Raw genomic sequence first — 16,934 nt, forward strand, 5'->3', positions numbered from 1 at the left:
TTTTTGTTATATTTATCGTTGTTAAAAAAAGAGACCAATGAATGTAAAATTTGATACCTTGATCCTGTATGTTCAGAACATTCCATTGATAAAAAAATTTTATACTGAAAATTTTAATCTCCCTGTGATTGAGGAAGACGCCAGCTGGCTGCTCCTTAATGCAGGATCGGTCCAAATCGGATTTCATAAAATCGGAGACCGTTATCTGGAAAAAATTAATGCAGGTCATCAATTCGATAATAATACAAAGATCGTTTTTGAAATTGACACAGACATCGAACAGGCAAGAAATGAGTTCGTATCGAAAAATATCCTGATGAGAGAAATTAAAACCTTTGAAAACTATGATTATTGGTTATGTGACGGAACTGATCCTGAAGGAAATGTATTCCAGCTAAAGTCTAAAAAGTAATTACACAACCTCTTTAAATTCCCCGCTTTCATGAAAATAATAATCATCATGTGCTGTCTTGTTGTACTGTGGGTTTATATGTATTATCCGGTTTTTGACAGTGAAGGGATATCTTATTTTATCATTTTTTCCTGTTTTACAGTTCTTTGTTTTTCCATTGCTAAAATATATTCTTCTGACACTAAAACAGATTATGAATCAATTGAAAAGGAAACCGACAGATTAGAGAAATTAGATGGGAATTTTAAATACACTGCAGATGGTTTTTACCATAAGCACAAAAATCAGCCAGAATTTATCCGATGGGATGAAATTGTTTCTGTCTATTCATTCAGCATCCCTTTTTTTGACGACAGACAGACAGGCCTTGAAATCATAACCGACAAAAATCAGTATGAATTCGATCAGGAAATACCCGGAATCACAAAACTGACGCACATGCTCGAGCAAAACCTTCCTGATTGGGATTCAAATGCACTGACTCTTAGGATCAATAATTACGGGCTTGAAAAAGCAAAGCTATATGAACGGAAGATATAGTTGTAAAATGAGAAATAATAACATCACATGGATAAATATATCCCGGCATCTTTGATCACCTGATTTTCACGTATATTTATCAAAGCATCATCCATCACAAAATGTACTATGAAAAATATTGTAGCAGTATCAGTTATTTTATTAATGCTATCCTGTGAAAGCAAGGAAGCAAAAAAAGAAAGGATTTTTAAAGAGTTCCAGGAAGAGGCAAAGGCCATGAAGAAAAATCAGATCGATCTGTTTGTGGGTTCAAAGCCCATACCTTTTTCAGCTAAAACGATCAGTGGGACTTCTTTTAATTCACGGGATTACGAGGGGAAAAACCTTATTATTTTTATTTACGATAAATCTTATCTGAAAAAGAGCGAATCCTATGATATGGCGGAAGAATTTAATGCTTTATACAGTAAATACAATAAGGAAGCTCATTTTATTGGTATTGTAGAAGGATTTGTGGAAAATGAAAAAGAGTTTAAAGATTACCTTGCCCACTCTAATGTTCTTTTTGAACAAATTGACAATACAAAGTCGTACAATAAATCTGAGAAATTAAATTATAATGTATTTTGCAATCCGGCAAAAGTACTTATTGGCATAGATGGCAAAGTCCTCCATTCTTCATGCGGAGCAGGAAATATTTCGGCTATTGCCCAAAAACTTGACAGCATAAAAGCCAATAAGAAATAAGCTCATTGATGAACCACTAAAACAAAAAGATGGAAAACACAAATTACGAAAGGGTTTACAACATGTCGTTCGCCGGGGTTTATCCTCACTATATTACCAAAGCAGAAAAGAAAGGGCGCACAAAAGAAGAAGTAGATGAAATTATTTTTTGGCTGACGGGCTATACTGAAAAAGAACTTCAGGAAATAATTAAGAATAAAACCAATTTCAGGGATTTCTTCGAACAAGCCCCACAAATTAATCCCAATGTTTCGTTGATAAAAGGAGTTATTTGCGGATACCGTGTGGAAGATATTGAAGATGACCTCATGAGGAAAATCCGTTATCTCGACAAGCTGATTGATGAGCTCGCCAAGGGAAAAGCAATGGATAAAATTCTCAGAAAATAATTTTATTAAAAGCATTTATGAAACATATAAGCAAAATTCTAATTGTAGCAATTACATTTTTTTTTATTCAAAATATATATTCTCAAAACATCCATTCTAAATCAATAGATAAATACATTGATTATATTCAAACAAATAACCTTGATATTGGCTCTATTTCCATTTTTAAAAATGGAAAAGAAATATATTTTAGGTCTTTCGGAGAAATACCGGATAAAAAGTTTGGACCAAACACTGAATATCAGGTCGGCTCAGTAACAAAACTTTTTACAGCAACATTAATTTTCAAACTTATTGAACAACATAAAATTTCGCTGACCTCTACGCTTGACAAATATTTTCCTTTAGTCAAAAATGCTGATAAAATTACTATTCAGAATCTGCTTGAACATTCCAGTGGCTTAAATAATTATGTAAAAAAAAGACGAAAAAATAATCTGGCTCAAAGAACCTAGAACTAATGAAGAGATTTTTGAAGAAATTATAAACCAAAGAGTTTTATTTTCACCCAATGAAAATGTGGCTTATTCCAATTCAGGATATTATCTTTTAGGAAAAATTATTGAAAAAGAGTTTTATAAAAATTACAGCGATGTTTTAAAAGAAGAAATTACAACCCCATTCAAACTTAATAAAACAAAATCTGCACTTGAAAGTCCTAACGATGTTTCAGGATCATATATTTTTGTAAATAATACATGGAACACAACCAAAGATTTTTATTTTAAAAATATTGTAGGGGTTGGAGATATTTCTTCTAATACCTTGGATTTGAATACATTTATCAATCTGCTATTTGATCATAAAATCCTATCAAAGGAGACCGTCTCAAAAATGCAGCCCATTATTGGAAAAGAAAAATATGGCAGAGGTTTGATGACATTTAAATTTCATAATCTTGATTTTTATGGAAATACAGGTGGTACTTATGGTACCAATACAATCCTGATATTCAACAAAGAAACAAAAACATCAATATCGTTAATAATAAATGGGGAAAGATATCCAAGAGACAAATTCATTGATGATATTGTCGATATCGTTTACAATAATGAGTTAAGTTATCCTGAAATGAGCAAAACGATGTAGTTTTATAATTCTGCTTTCCCTCTATAAATGATCTCTCACAAAAAATGTTGCAAGTAACTTTTGTACTTACTTCAAAAAAATATACATTTGCATTTATAATTAAATGAATATTCATTTAATTATAAATAACTCATAATTAACTAAATATGCGTAATCGAGATCTCAACAAAGAAAATATAATAAAGCAAAAAGCTATTGAAATCATTGTAAAAGATGGATTAGATGGTTTTACCATCAGCAAATTAGCGAAGGCCTGCAATGTTTCTGTAGGTACACCTTATGTATATTATAAGGATAAAGATGACCTCATTATCAAACTTGTTATCGAAGAAGGAAACAAAATGGAAACCCTCATCAATGAAGGATTCGATCCAAAATCCAGTTTGGAAGATGGGTTGCGCGTACAGTGGGCAAACAGATACAACTATGCTATTAAAAACCCTTTGCTCCTACCCTTCTTTGAGCAAATCAATAATTCTCATTACAGTCAGCAATTTGCTCAAATGTTTAATGAGAAACCGGGAATGTTTATGAGTGAATTTAAAAATAACCTTTTGAACTTTATTTCAAATACGATACAGCGGGGAGAGATTGATGATACCCCATTTGAAATTTATTGGTCAATTGCATTTGCTCCTCTGTATAATTTACTACGTTTTCATCAACAAGGAAAAAGCATCAGCGGATTACCTTTTGCCCTCACAGATGAAATGGTATGGACAACCTTTCATAAAGTGTGTAAAGCTTTAAAAAAATAATTAAATCAAATAATAAATACAATGACACATTCATTTTTAATGATAGGTCAGTCTAATATGGCCGGACGTGGATTTCTAAAAGATGTTCCTCCAATCCTTGATGAAAAAATTAAAATGCTAAGAAATGGGAGGTGGCAAATGATGGCAGAACCTATCAATTTTGACAGACCAACTTCAGGAATCAGCCTGGCTACAACATTTGCTTCATCATGGCGGTTGTTCCATAATCAGGAAGATGATATCGGATTGATTCCTTGTGCTGATGGCGGAACAAGCCTGGATGACTGGTCAGTGGAGGGAGCATTATTTCAAAATGCTATTTTTCAAGCTAAAACGGCACAAAAAATCAGCACATTAAGTGGCATTCTTTGGCATCAGGGGGAAAGTGACAGTCATGGACAAAAATACAGGTCATATACCGAAAAATTAAGCTACATCATAAATACTTTGAGAGAAGAGCTTAATACTCCGGAAATTCCATTGATCGTTGGAGGATTAGGGAGCTTTTTAACGGAAGGTATATATGGACAATACTTTAGTGAATACAGTAGGATTAATGAGGCTTTAGTTCAGTATGCGAAAGATAACGAGCATGCCTATTTTGTATCTGCAGAAGGTTTAACAGGTAATCCGGACAATATCCACTTTGATGCTGTTTCTCAAAGAAAATTGGGCATCAGATATTTTAAAGCCTTTCAGCAAAAAAACAATATTATAGGAATATTGTCTGATGAAGAGCAGATAATGAACAAGATTCACAATCGTCCATTAACAAAAAATGAAAAATACGAATTGCTTCAATATGATTTTGCGATAGGATTGGTGAGTGCGGATGAATTTCAGGTACAATTTGCCCAGCTTAAGTAACATTACTTTTTAGCTATCATAAAAATGGAACCGGTTTTTTAACCGGTTTTTCAATTTGAAAAAATTCAATCAGTATTTTACTTATTTTTAGTGCTTAATTATACAGTAAAAAAACACCATAACAATAAAACAATAATTATGAGCTTAAAAACATTAGTCACGAAAAGTGTTCAGTACAACAACTGGGTGGTGAACAAATATATTGACTGGCTTTCTACCAAATCGGATGAACAGCTTAATCAGGAAACGATTTCCAGTTTCCCTACCATCCTGAAGACCCTGCATCATATCTGGCAAACTCAGGAATATTGGTGGAGCCACATTAACGAAAATAATGACTTCGATTTTGCTAAAATCTCAGCAACCAATACTAAAGATGAAGTTTTCAGTGCAATCAAAAATAACTCTCAGAAACTTGTAGATTATGTAGAAAGCCTATCTGAAGAGGATTTAGCAAAAAATGTAAAAATAGAGTCTCAATGGTTTCAATGTGATTTCTCTAAATATGAGTATATCCAGCATGCAGTTATCCACGGAACTTACCATAGAGGACAGATTGTAACCATGGGAAGAAATATCGGGATCACAGACGCCCCCATGACAGATTATAATTACTGGAATATTTATAAAGATCAACAATAATTTCAACCTTAGCAAATTTAAAATTATTATGTCATTCAATTTAAATAAAGCAACAGAAATCCTTGAACGTACCCCCGATGTTTTAACATCATTACTGGAGGGATTAAGTGATGAATGGATCTATACCAACGAAGGAGGAGAAACATGGAGCCCTTTTGATATAATCGGCCACTTGATCCACGGAGAAAAAACAGATTGGATGATCCGGGCAGAAATAACCCTATCCGACGGACCGGAGAAAACTTTTACTCCGTTTGACAGATTTGCACAGTTTGAAGAGAGCAAAGGCAAAACACTATCCCAATTACTGACAGAGTTCCGTGATCTGAGAAAGAAAAACCTCATCACTTTACAATCTAAGAATATAACTGATGAAGATCTTGACAAAACCGGAATTCACCCGGCATTTGGTGATACAACTTTAAGACAGTTGTTATCAACATGGGTTGCTCATGATCTTGGCCATATTGCACAAATATCAAGGGTAATGGCAAAACAATACAAGTATGACGTTGGCCCATGGAAAAACTATCTGCCTATATTGGACCGGTAATATCGGATAGTATTTGGAAATATATTACCATTAATAAACTGTCAATACATTACAATGGAAATCATCAGAAAGTTGTTGACTTCAAATAAAATTTATAAAATCACAAACCCATAATATGGAAAAATATGCATCATCATCGGATGGACAAAAAATTCATTACAAAGAAACAGGCACCGGAGATACAGCCTTAATCCTGGTTCACGGATGGCTGGGAAATGCGGAATGGTGGGAAAACCAGAAGGAATATTTTAAAAATAAATACCGTATTGTTCAGATGGACCTTGCAGGCCATGGAAAATCTGACAAATCCAGAAAAAACTGGTCGAGTGAGCAATATGCTGAAGATATTAAAGCCGTTGCCAGCCAGATCGATTCAAAAGACATTATATTAGTTGGCCACTCAATGTCGGGAGCGTATGTTCTGGAAGCTGCCCTGAAAATTCCCAATTTAAAGTCAGTGATTTTGGTGGATACCATAAAAAACCTGGACGAAACTTTCCCAATGGAACAGGTGGAAGAGCTTCTATTTGTTCATTACCGGAATGATTTTAAAAATGCGGTCGAAAATATTCTTCCCCAATTCCTTTTTGTGGAAAAAACTCCGGAAACAGTAAAGGAAAGAGTACAAAAAGAATTTCTTCAGAATACGGGAGAGATGGCAATAGAACTGCTCATTCCCTTATACAAAACCGATTTCCGGAAAGCCGCATCGCAGATTAAAGTGCCCGTAAGAGCAATCAACTCCGATGCTTCACCTACAAATGCTGATGCCAACCGCCAATACTTACAGGATTTCGATTATGTAAATATAAGTGATGTAGGCCACTACCCTATGCTTGAAAAGCCTCAGGAATTTAATATACTCTTGGAAAATATATTGGAACAAACAAACTGAGCATCAAAATTAATACTAAAAGATCACTAACAATCCATTCAAATAAAGTCTTGAATGGATTGTAATTTTAGAGCACAGAACGCGCTACAGAAACAAGTTCTACCTTATGAAAATACCATTTTTATAGCATTCTTTAATTAACAATCGAAAAGTAGTAGCATTCCCTTATAGGATGATCTGTCCCAAAAAAATATCTTTTCCATTCAAAAAGACCGATTTATACAATTTTCAATGTCCTCTATGAAATAATTTTGTTTCATAATACCATACTTTATTATGAAGCTTTTTATTTTATATCTCTACATCATGATCGGAAGCGGAATATTATTTGTTAACCTTTACAATTCCCTTGTCGATGCCCCGAACTGGGGTAGAAACATTCCCGATTCCCTTGAAACGGCAAAAAATTATTTTCAGCAGAAAACACCGGCAAATTTCTTTAAAATAACAGGACCTCTCCACCACCTCATCGGATTAGCGGTGATCATTTTTTTGTGGAATCCATATCCTCAGATCCGGGGGTATATAATTTCGGCATTCATCCTTTTTGTTCTTGCTGATGTATTTACAGTAATCTATTTCTTTCCGAGAAACAATATTCTTTTCGGACAAAAACCTGTCGATCCCAAAATTGCTTTGCAAACGTGGAAAGAATGGAGCCACATGAATTGGATCCGTTCATTGATACTTCTTTCCGGAGTTGTAATTGCATGCATTTCTCTATATAAAATATACCGGTAAAAACATCCTGATATCCTTAATTAATTTCAAAAATCATTTCCCATTTCAAAAAACTTCCCGAAATTAGCAGCCTGTGCGTTAAATAGTAATTAATGAATTAAAAAAACAAGTAAACAAGACATACAGTAAAACTTAGCATAAGTTTTCTTCGGGGCAGGGTGAAATTCCCTACCGGCGGTTATAGTCCGCGACTCCTTTTTCATTAAAGGACTGATTTGGTGAAATTCCAAAACCGACAGTTAAAGTCTGGATGGGAGAAGAAAATGAAACGATCAATAAGCTTGCCTTATGGACTTATTGGTGCGTATTTCATTTCCATGTACCGAAGTGTATTTTAACTTTTAAAGTAAAATAACATGGAAAAATTATTAGAAAAATTCGGAGTTTCCTCCAGAGAACGTGTAGAAAATGCACTTTTAAAATTACAACAGGGCAAAGGCATCCTTCTTGTGGATGACGAAAATCGCGAAAACGAGGGCGATATCATCTTCCCTGCCTCTATCATTACAGAACAGGATATGGCACTTTTGATCCGTGAATGCAGCGGCATTGTTTGTTTATGCATTTCGGAAGAAAAAAGCAAGCATCTTAATCTGCGACCAATGGTAGAGACCAACAACAGTAAAAATCAAACCGCATTTACCATTTCCATTGAAGCAAAAGAAGGAGTGGAATCCGGTGTTTCTGCAAAGGATCGGGTAACCACGATCAGAACTGCCATAGCAGAAAATGCTTTGGCGGACCATATTGCAAGCCCGGGACACGTCTTTCCTCTTGTTGCCAAAAAAGGAGGCGTCTTTGAAAGAAGAGGTCATACGGAAGGAAGTGTTGATCTGGTAAAGATGGCAAATCTTGGTGACGATGCAGTTCTTTGTGAGTTGACCAATGAAGATGGTTCTATGGCAAGACTACCCGAAATTGTAGATTTCGCGGAAAAAAAAGGAATGAGTGTAGTCACTATTGAAGACATTCATGCTTATCGCAGAATGATCGCGCAAAATTAAAACAGAAAATATTTAACGTACAGAAAACAGCTCCGGATTCTCCGGAGCTGTTCTTATGATAAAAATATGCATGATTAAAAAGTAGCCGCAGGAGCTGTAGAATTATTAAGTTTTTTCTGCATATCCGTTTTCTTTCCTTTTGAGAAATCATAGCTGAAGCCCAGAACAAACATCGACTTATTATTCATAATCTGGCTATTTCGTGAATAGTTGACCACGCTTTCAGGAAGGCTTTTTGTCTTGTATTCCGAAGGCATTCCTATCCAGTACAATCCTGTAGAGAATGTCCAGTCTTTGTGTTTATAATTAACGAAAACATGATTCGCATTCTCATTGGTATTGAGAAATGCACCACTAAGTAAATACACAGGAATATTGACCTGATATTGTAGTGAGAATGATTTGTACTCCGAAGATAATTCCAGATTATTGGCGATATAATTATTTTTGATCAATGCGCCCTTGCTCGTTCTTACGGTTTCAGATGAAGGAGCAACCATAGCTTTGATCACAAGAAGATTATTCCCAAAAGGCTTATAGGACCCTGTAAGCTGTAGTCCATACTGTTTCGAGCTTTTTGCGTTTTCGTAGGTAAGGGCATATCCTCCAAAAGTATCGTCCATCACATAAAACTGGTTGATCGTACGTCGGGTATCTGAATAAAATAAATTAGCATTAAAATCAAAATACTTATTGTTCAGTGAATAGATCAGGTTATTTCCCCATGTCAGCTGTGACTTAAGAAATGGATTTCCTTTTTGCACAATGTTCGGTGCCATCTGAACCACATTACTACTCAATGCAGCACTCCATGGACTCTTTGGTTTATAGCTGCTTGTAAAACGAAGACTCTGATTTCCTTTCAGCTGATATCCTAAAATAACTTTTGGAGTAATAGACCATTCATCAAAAGTAGTTTCAGCACTTTTATTATGAATGTTGGTAAGACCCGCACCAACACGGTACGTAAACTTTTCAATTTTACCGGAAAATTCTGTGTAGAAATATTGCTCTAAATAATTCACTTTGTACTGTGAAAATCCTGCAAGGTTTTGGAGATCATTGGAAATAGAGGTGTTCGAGATACGATACCCTGAAGAAAGTTTTCCACCTTCAAAATCATGAGTATGGGCAATCTCTCCAACAAAACCCGTCTGTTTAGCTGTAAGATTCATATCATTATCAAAAACTGAATTCCCTGAAGAGGTGATCCATTCTTTTGTAAATTCTGAAGTATCTGTGGTAAAATGGGAACCCACGACATTCAAACTTAATTCATCTTTTTTACTCAGTTTTTTTGAAAAGTAAAGATCAAGTGTCGGTGTTACGTAATCCGTCCCTCCCCTTTTCATCATGGTATGCCCTTCCGTAACATCATCTTTTGTGAAAGTACTTTCTCCCTTACCATTTACGAAAGTCTGAAGGATATCCATATTCAGTTTTGCCTGAAATGAATAATTATCAGGCACCATACGGGTATACCTTAAAGCAATATTTTGAGAGGTATATCCAAAATGATCTTTCTTATTTTCATCGGAAAGATAATGTGAATTATCAAGCTGATAGTCATAGATACTGCGTACTCTCCGGTTGTCATAATCTCTTAAATTCATGGAATATTCCAAACCGAAATTATTTTTGCCTTTTGTAAAATTGGCATATGCTGATCCATTTACGAATCCTGTATTCAATGCGGTCATTACGTCGGTTCCAAAAACATATCCTGTCTCTGTAGACCGGGTAATCACATTAATAACCGTATCTGCTCTTGTTGCCCACCTTGCGGGTGGAATATCATAGTATTCAACTTTTACTACTTCACTGGGTGCTATACTCCGGATCTGCATATCCGTTGCTTCAATTCCATTAATAAGAAATAAAGAAGTTCCTCCTTTCGTACTTTTCAAAGTATTCGAAACAGGATCCAACTGTAATTCCGGTAATGTCCTTAATAGGTCCTTTGCGTAACGGGCCTTTTCTAACGCTGCTTTATCAAAAGTATATACTGCTTTGTCTGCAAACTGTTTTTTACGTTGGGACTTTATAATCACCTCCTGGATTTCTGCCGTCTTTGTTTGATCAATAGTATCGCTTTTGATGTTTTCCTGCGAAAACACAAAAACTCCACAAAGAAAAAGGGCGGCACATACTGTTTTTTTCATGTCAGAAATTGAATAATATAAAATAGGACAAGCAGAATCTGATATGTATTACATGGTATACGGATTCAAGTCATCAATAAATTCCTAACTAACTTTATATAAATAGTTTATTTTTCATTTAATTATTCATTTCTATACACTATTGCCCATTTTTTGCTGCTATTATTATAAACTCCATTATTAAACTTAGAATCATGAAAAAATATCTCCTGCTTATCCTCCCTTTTCTTTTTTCGAAAGTCTGTTCACAGGAGGTCACTCCTGTTTCTGCAGAAAAAATGAATATCATTAAAACCAATGTCACAGCATATGCATTCAGGAATATTAATTTGTCATATGAAAGAGCCTTCAATCAGTGGTTCTCTGTGAATGTAGGATTTGGAACAATGCCTGAAGGAAAGGTTCCGTTCATTAATGCATTTTTAAAAGATAAAGATGAAGAGCGGTTTCAGAATTTAAGGGTTAAAGCAACTAATTTTACTGTAGAGCCTCGTTTCTATTTAGGAGCAGGATACGGAAAAGGCTTTTACGTAGCCCCGTATTACAGATATTCAAAAGTAAGTTCTAATACTTTTGATTTCTATTATGATTATAAACCCACCAATGGAGTTACTTATCAGATTCCATTGAAAGGATCAGGGAATACCAATGGTAATAGTGGTGGATTAATGGTCGGGGTACAATTCTTTCTTACCAAAAGCCAAAATCTTGTTTTAGATCTATGGATTGCCGGTGCACATTATGGTAGTGGAAAAGGAGACTTTACGCTTACAAGTGATTATCTGCTGACCCCTGAAATGCAACAACAGCTAAAAAAAGAGATCGAAAATCTGGACATCCCGTTTGTAAAATATACCGTAGAAACCAATCCCAATGGAGCCCGGATAAAAGTAGATGGTCCCTGGGCAGGCTTCAGAAGCGGATTATCACTAGGATATCGTTTTTAAAACTGGGATACATAAAAAATGATTGATCAGGTAGTGTTCTGGAAATTAGAACACTTTTTTTATATCTTTAAGCCTTAATAATGTATTTCGGATTATAATTTTATGAAAATCCTTATCATCGAAGACCATAAAGATCTTGCTTCCAACATCACAGATTATCTTAAAAAAGAAGACTATGTTTGTGAAGTGGCGACTAATGCAAAAGAAGCTTTAGAAAAAATTGAGCTTTTCGAATATGATTGCATCCTACTTGATCTGATGCTTCCGGATGGAAATGGATTGGAAATCCTGAAACATATTAAAAATGATGCTCCGGAATCCAGCATCATCATTGTATCCGCCAAAGACTCCCTGGATACCAAACTGACAGGTTTGGATGAAGGAGCCGATGATTATATGACCAAACCTTTCTCATTACCGGAACTGCATTCCAGAATAAAAGCCGTGCTCAGGAGAAAAACACCGGAAACCAACCGCATCTTAAGTTTCAATGAATTTACTATTGATCTGGAATCAAAAGAATGTAAAGTGAATGAGCGACTGCTGAATCTCACCAAAAAAGAACTCAACCTGCTGATCTATTTTATTAATAATCAAAACAGAATGCTTTCCAAACAGGCTATAGCAAGTCACCTGTGGGGAGATTATACTTATAGTGTGGATAATATAGATTTTGTATACCAGCATTTGAAAAATCTGCGAAAAAAGATTATTGACGGAGGAGGAAAAGATTATCTGCAGACTGTTTATGGGTTGGGTTATAAATGGATTGATAAATGAATTTAAGCTTTCGTTTTGCCAGAGCATTTACTATCCTGGTTTTCTTTGTCCTTACCACAGGCTTTACGATTTTGTATTTTGCCTTTGAAAGGGCAACGATGCGTTCAGCGATCCTCAAACTTGAAGATCTTAATGCTTATGTGGCCAATAAGTTGGCACAAGATTCCACATACGATTATCTTACCATACACCACAGACAAACCCAGGTTAAGATCCTACCGTCCGATTACAAGAATACCAAAGAAAAAATTATTGAAGAAAAGTACATCTGGAATAAAAGTGTACAGTCTTACATCAATAAAATTACCGTTATAACCTACCCTGTCATTCATAAAAAAAAGATATGCCATAACCAGCGTAAGATACATCACCATCATTGAAAACCATTTTCTGATAAGCATTATTATGGTGGTTGCCTGGATCATGGTCTTCCTTATTATTCTTACGATCATTGTCGGGGTCCTGGTTTCAAAGAAGATTCTTGAACCGTTCTATCATGCCATAGAAGAGATCAAAAAATTCAGTCTTAAGAATAACAGGCCTATGAGCCTTATGAAAACAGAGACCGAGGAATTTAAATCCTTAAACAGGTTTTTGCTAAAAATGTCCGAGAGTTCAAAAAAGGACTATCATTTATTAGAAGAACTTTCGGAAAACACTTCCCACGAGCTCCAAACTCCACTGGCTTCCATTAAAGGAAAGATCGAGTTACTGATGGATAGCGATCTCTCAGAAAAACAACTGCTTACTCTTTCATCAATGAACGATGAACTGGACAGGCTCTCTTCTATTAATCAATCCCTTATTCTATTAGCTAAGCTGGAGCATTTTGAAAAAAGCGAATCGAATCATATCAACTTTTCAGAACTGCTTAGTGAACGACTTCAGTATTTCGAGGATATCTTTGAAATTCAGAACCTATCATTAACCAGAAATATCCGGGAAGAGGTTTACCTTAATTTCGATGAGAATTTGGCTATTATTGTGATCAATAACCTCATCAATAACGCAAAAAGGCATAATATCGAAAATGGAAAGATCACAGTAACTCTTACCGAAGATTATTTTGAGATTTCCAATACCGGAAATCCTCCAACTATTCCTACGGAAGAATTGTTCAAAAGATTCAAGCGCGGAAACCCTGATCAGAACTCAATTGGGATCGGTTTGGCACTCGTGAAGAAGATTTTGGAGATTTATGACACTGAAATTACTTATCATTTTGAAAACAATTTTCATACTTTAAAGATCAATTTCATAAAATAAAAGATTGAAATTCAAAAACATAACAACAAATCTTCAATTCTGATCAAAACTTCAGAAAAACTTCAGAATTTATGTATTGTTTAGGTGCAAATAATAGCATCAATGAAAAAACTTTTCATCATTTTCGGCCTGGCTGCCTTACAATTACTATACAGCCAGGATACTGCAAAGGTCAGTACAAATCCTGAAGAAGTTATATCAGAAAAAAATCCTTTAGATATCGGAGAGCTTAAAATCAACCTGAATCCCAAAGGAGACAAATGGCTGAAATTCGGTATTTCCAGTCAGATCTGGCTGCGAAGTATTGACAATAATCCGGGAACACTCGTGAATGGCGTTCCCCAGCAGCAAACATATGATGCAGGAATCCGAAGAATGAGGCTAACTATTCAGAGTCAGATTACACCATTTTATTCAGTTTTTCTACAAATGGGAATTAATAACCAATCTTTTATTTCCGGAGGAGGATCGGGAACAGGAAATAATGGAGCCGGAAAGAAAGCCCCTTTTTTCTTTCATGATGCTTATAATGAGCTGGCTATTATACCACGAAATGATTTTCAGACCGGAAAACCCAATAAAAACAATTTGTATCTGGGTGCCGGGCTTCACTCCTGGAATGGCGTAAGCAGATTGACTAATGCAAGTACGACAAAAATGCTTGCCGGTGACATCCCTGTTTTTAATTTTCCGGCCATCGAAATTGCAGATCAGTTTTCAAGACAGTTCGGTATTTTTGTACATGGAGAATTTGATCGGTTAAATTACAGATTCAGTATCAACAAGCCTTTTGCTACTAATCTGAAGCCCGTTGTAGGAGGACCTGCTGTGGATAATAACCAAAGCGGAAAGCTATCTTACTCAGGTTATGCATTCTATCAGTTTTTCAATAAAGAAACAACGGTAACTTCTTTTCTACCGGGTAATAATCTGGCTGCCAGAAAAGTTTTGAATATCGGAACGGGTTTTTACAGTACTAAAGATGCAACACAATCTCAACCCTCAGAAAATGTTTTTGAGTCTCATGCTGCCAATGTCTTCGGAGCAGATATCTACTCGGAGTTGCCTTTAGGAAATAAAAGTAAGGAAATGGGACTGACATTGTATTCCGTATTCTATAATTATAATTACGGACCCAACTATTTAAGAGTAAGCGGACTCCTGAATCCAGGAACTCCTGATCCACAATTCACAGGGCAAAAAGCACTGGAAGGTGCCGGAAACAACAGGATTTTGATGGGTACGGGAAATATCTGGTTTTCACAGGTAGGATTTGTTCTTCCTAAATTCAGTAAAATACTGAAGGTTCAGCCTTTCTTCAATTATGCTTTAAAGGACATGAAAGCATTAAATCAGAATGGCAGCTATTATGACGTGGGAGCAAATTTTTACTTGTACGGCCAAAATGCCAGAATTGTTGTACAATACAGCAGCAGACCACTCTATGATCTCGTTTCCAAAACAATTTTTGACAGAAAAGGAGAATTTTTACTATCACTTCAGATTATACTTTAAAAATTTAATATATTACCCCTATGAATACTACTCAAATTACAACAGCCCAAAGGATTAAAGCCATTGTGGGTGGTTCTATCGGAAATCTAGTGGAATGGTACGATTGGTATGCTTATGCTGCCTTTGCCATCTATTTTTCCAATTCATTTTTTCCTGATTCGGATCTTAATGCACAACTGATGAATACTGCCGGAATATTTGCAGTTGGTTTCCTGATGAGACCTATCGGCGGATGGTTATTCGGAAGTATTGCAGATAAAATAGGGAGAAAAAGAGCGATGACCCTTTCAGTTTTACTAATGTCATTCGGATCTTTACTTATTGCCCTTACACCTACTTATGAAACTATAGGAATTCTGGCTCCGATCCTTCTTTTAATTGCAAGGCTACTACAGGGATTGAGTGTAGGAGGAGAATATGGTGTTTCAGCCACCTACCTCAGTGAAATGGCGACAGAAGACAGAAGAGGGTTTTACTCAAGCTTTCAATATGTAACCCTGATCGGAGGGCAATTAATTGCATTGGGGATCCAGTTGGTTTTACAAAAGCTACTTCTTACAGAGGCACAGCTGGAAGACTGGGGCTGGAGGATTCCTTTTATCATCGGTGCAGCCCTTTCCGTTATTGCATTATATCTGAGGGCTAACCTTCATGAAACCGAAGCTTTTGAAAACAAAAAGGAAATGAGCGAGAAGAAAAAAGGAACTATAAAAGAATTGCTTAAACATCCTAAAGCCCTTCTCACCGTAGTAGGTTTAACATTAGGCGGAACGTTGGCTTTTTACACGTATACCACCTATATGCAGAAATTTTTAGTAAATACGGTTCATCTGACAAAAGAACAGTCTACCCTTATCTCTTTCGTATCATTATTTATTTTTGCCTGTCTTCAACCTGTTTTTGGTGGATTATCAGACAGAATAGGAAGAAGACCTTTGCTTCTGGGATTTGGAATTTTAGGAACTCTTTGCACAGTACCTTTGCTTACAGCATTAAGCACAACAACCTCAATGTGGGGAGCCTTCTTTTTAATTATGGCAGCGTTGATTATTGTAAGTGGATATACTTCCATTAATGCAGTAGTTAAGGCAGAACTTTTCCCATCGGAAGTAAGGGCACTTGGTGTTGGCTTACCTTATGCTTTAACAGTCGCCATTTTTGGAGGTACGGCGGAATATATTGCCCTTTGGCTTAAGCAGGCCGATATGGAACCTTATTTCTATTGGTATATTACAGCATGTATCTTCTTTTCACTGATTGTTTATGCCAGAATGAAAGATACCAAAGAAACATCAGCATTAAACAAGGATTAAAAAATATACTGACCCTGAATGAAACGCGCCGCAGAAATCTGCGGCGCGTCTTTTATTTTAGCTATAAGCTTGTCTGAATTTCACAATAAGATCATCCAGATTATGACGCTGTACATAAATTGTTTTTACCTCTTCATATCTTGGCGATTTGTAGAAAACCTCATGAAAGTCCATGCTTCCGTTTCCTACTTTTACTACTTTCTTTACTTCAATATTCAATTTTCTTAGCTCGTCCTTCAGAACTTGAAATTCATCTTGTATATTATTCATTGGTATTTTGGATTTAATTAAAAAACTACGATTTTATCTCCAACACCCCTATCATTATAAGGGGCAATTGTAAATATTTATTAAATTTAGTGAATTTTCGAATA

Annotated in this window: 21 protein-coding genes and 1 riboswitch; of the genes, 19 read left to right on the forward strand and 2 right to left on the reverse strand. The window is 35.6% G+C overall.

Features of this window, described 5'->3' with window-relative positions:
• Nucleotides 1-37: 37 nt before the first annotated feature.
• The 13 genes from ACJ5H0_RS10590 (at nucleotide 38) to ribB (ending at nucleotide 8,577) form a co-directional block, all read left to right on the forward strand.
• Nucleotides 38-412, forward strand: a complete 375-nt coding sequence (locus tag ACJ5H0_RS10590; protein ID WP_411249419.1) for a VOC family protein — start codon at nucleotides 38-40, stop codon at nucleotides 410-412.
• Nucleotides 413-442: 30 nt separating this feature from the next.
• A complete protein-coding gene (locus ACJ5H0_RS10595; protein WP_411249420.1) occupies nucleotides 443-952 on the forward strand; it encodes a hypothetical protein in 510 nt (169 codons plus the stop codon).
• Between the two features lie 108 nt (nucleotides 953-1,060).
• Nucleotides 1,061-1,639, forward strand: a complete 579-nt coding sequence (locus tag ACJ5H0_RS10600; protein WP_411249422.1) for a peroxiredoxin family protein — start codon at nucleotides 1,061-1,063, stop codon at nucleotides 1,637-1,639.
• A 29-nt stretch (nucleotides 1,640-1,668) separates the two neighbouring features.
• A complete protein-coding gene (locus ACJ5H0_RS10605) occupies nucleotides 1,669-2,028 on the forward strand; it encodes a DUF2200 domain-containing protein (protein ID WP_411249424.1) in 360 nt (119 codons plus the stop codon).
• A gap of 17 nt (nucleotides 2,029-2,045) precedes the next feature.
• Nucleotides 2,046-2,483 carry a serine hydrolase domain-containing protein gene (locus ACJ5H0_RS10610; RefSeq protein WP_411249426.1) on the forward strand — a complete coding sequence of 146 codons (438 nt, stop codon included), beginning with the start codon at nucleotides 2,046-2,048 and terminating at the stop codon, nucleotides 2,481-2,483.
• A 28-nt stretch (nucleotides 2,484-2,511) separates the two neighbouring features.
• Nucleotides 2,512-3,117 (forward strand): serine hydrolase domain-containing protein, encoded by a 606-nt coding sequence (locus ACJ5H0_RS10615; protein ID WP_411249522.1) that lies wholly within the window; start codon nucleotides 2,512-2,514, stop codon nucleotides 3,115-3,117.
• A gap of 146 nt (nucleotides 3,118-3,263) precedes the next feature.
• Nucleotides 3,264-3,875: a TetR/AcrR family transcriptional regulator gene (locus ACJ5H0_RS10620; RefSeq protein ID WP_411249429.1), complete on the forward strand. Its 612-nt coding sequence runs from the start codon at nucleotides 3,264-3,266 to the stop codon at nucleotides 3,873-3,875.
• Between the two features lie 21 nt (nucleotides 3,876-3,896).
• Nucleotides 3,897-4,742 (forward strand): sialate O-acetylesterase, encoded by an 846-nt coding sequence (locus ACJ5H0_RS10625; RefSeq protein ID WP_411249431.1) that lies wholly within the window; start codon nucleotides 3,897-3,899, stop codon nucleotides 4,740-4,742.
• 138 nt (nucleotides 4,743-4,880) lie between these two features.
• A complete protein-coding gene (locus ACJ5H0_RS10630) occupies nucleotides 4,881-5,384 on the forward strand; it encodes a DinB family protein (protein WP_411249433.1) in 504 nt (167 codons plus the stop codon).
• 28 nt (nucleotides 5,385-5,412) lie between these two features.
• Nucleotides 5,413-5,937 carry a DinB family protein gene (locus ACJ5H0_RS10635; protein WP_411249435.1) on the forward strand — a complete coding sequence of 175 codons (525 nt, stop codon included), beginning with the start codon at nucleotides 5,413-5,415 and terminating at the stop codon, nucleotides 5,935-5,937.
• Between the two features lie 115 nt (nucleotides 5,938-6,052).
• Nucleotides 6,053-6,832 (forward strand): alpha/beta fold hydrolase, encoded by a 780-nt coding sequence (locus ACJ5H0_RS10640; RefSeq protein WP_411249437.1) that lies wholly within the window; start codon nucleotides 6,053-6,055, stop codon nucleotides 6,830-6,832.
• A 276-nt stretch (nucleotides 6,833-7,108) separates the two neighbouring features.
• The gene (locus ACJ5H0_RS10645) at nucleotides 7,109-7,573 is read left to right on the forward strand and encodes a DUF1772 domain-containing protein (RefSeq protein WP_411249439.1); all 465 of its coding nucleotides are present in this window, start codon (nucleotides 7,109-7,111) and stop codon (nucleotides 7,571-7,573) included.
• 140 nt (nucleotides 7,574-7,713) lie between these two features.
• A riboswitch (FMN riboswitch) is annotated at nucleotides 7,714-7,839 on the forward strand.
• 90 nt (nucleotides 7,840-7,929) lie between these two features.
• On the forward strand, nucleotides 7,930-8,577 hold the full coding sequence (gene ribB / locus ACJ5H0_RS10650) for a 3,4-dihydroxy-2-butanone-4-phosphate synthase (RefSeq protein WP_411249441.1): 648 nt from the start codon (nucleotides 7,930-7,932) through the stop codon (nucleotides 8,575-8,577).
• 74 nt (nucleotides 8,578-8,651) lie between these two features.
• Here the strand turns inward: ribB and ACJ5H0_RS10655 are convergent, their stop codons facing one another.
• Nucleotides 8,652-10,739 (reverse strand): outer membrane beta-barrel protein, encoded by a 2,088-nt coding sequence (locus tag ACJ5H0_RS10655; protein ID WP_411249442.1) that lies wholly within the window; start codon nucleotides 10,737-10,739, stop codon nucleotides 8,652-8,654.
• A gap of 194 nt (nucleotides 10,740-10,933) precedes the next feature.
• On the opposite strand from ACJ5H0_RS10655, the gene ACJ5H0_RS10660 reads away from it, so the two are divergent.
• The 6 genes from ACJ5H0_RS10660 to ACJ5H0_RS10685 all read left to right on the forward strand — a co-directional run bounded on the left by ACJ5H0_RS10660 (nucleotide 10,934) and on the right by ACJ5H0_RS10685 (nucleotide 16,560).
• On the forward strand, nucleotides 10,934-11,686 hold the full coding sequence (locus ACJ5H0_RS10660) for a DUF3575 domain-containing protein (protein WP_411249444.1): 753 nt from the start codon (nucleotides 10,934-10,936) through the stop codon (nucleotides 11,684-11,686).
• 102 nt (nucleotides 11,687-11,788) lie between these two features.
• Complete coding sequence (locus ACJ5H0_RS10665) at nucleotides 11,789-12,466, forward strand: response regulator transcription factor (protein ID WP_172280585.1); 678 nt, start codon at nucleotides 11,789-11,791, stop codon at nucleotides 12,464-12,466.
• Nucleotides 12,463-12,846, forward strand: coding sequence for a hypothetical protein (locus ACJ5H0_RS10670; RefSeq protein ID WP_411249446.1), 384 nt, complete (start codon nucleotides 12,463-12,465; stop codon nucleotides 12,844-12,846). Before ACJ5H0_RS10665 ends, ACJ5H0_RS10670 begins: the two co-directional genes overlap by 4 nt.
• 25 nt (nucleotides 12,847-12,871) lie before the next feature.
• Nucleotides 12,872-13,732 carry a sensor histidine kinase gene (locus ACJ5H0_RS10675; RefSeq protein WP_411249448.1) on the forward strand — a complete coding sequence of 287 codons (861 nt, stop codon included), beginning with the start codon at nucleotides 12,872-12,874 and terminating at the stop codon, nucleotides 13,730-13,732.
• A 102-nt stretch (nucleotides 13,733-13,834) separates the two neighbouring features.
• Nucleotides 13,835-15,247, forward strand: coding sequence for a porin (locus tag ACJ5H0_RS10680; RefSeq protein WP_172280588.1), 1,413 nt, complete (start codon nucleotides 13,835-13,837; stop codon nucleotides 15,245-15,247).
• 20 nt (nucleotides 15,248-15,267) lie between these two features.
• Nucleotides 15,268-16,560: an MFS transporter gene (locus tag ACJ5H0_RS10685; protein WP_411249450.1), complete on the forward strand. Its 1,293-nt coding sequence runs from the start codon at nucleotides 15,268-15,270 to the stop codon at nucleotides 16,558-16,560.
• Between the two features lie 57 nt (nucleotides 16,561-16,617).
• Here the strand turns inward: ACJ5H0_RS10685 and ACJ5H0_RS10690 are convergent, their stop codons facing one another.
• Complete coding sequence (locus ACJ5H0_RS10690; protein ID WP_089027820.1) at nucleotides 16,618-16,830, reverse strand: hypothetical protein; 213 nt, start codon at nucleotides 16,828-16,830, stop codon at nucleotides 16,618-16,620.
• Nucleotides 16,831-16,934 lie beyond the last annotated feature (104 nt).

It is taken from the genome of Chryseobacterium proteolyticum (assembly GCF_046591535.1).
Taxonomy (GTDB): Bacteria; Bacteroidota; Bacteroidia; order Flavobacteriales; family Weeksellaceae; genus Chryseobacterium; species Chryseobacterium proteolyticum.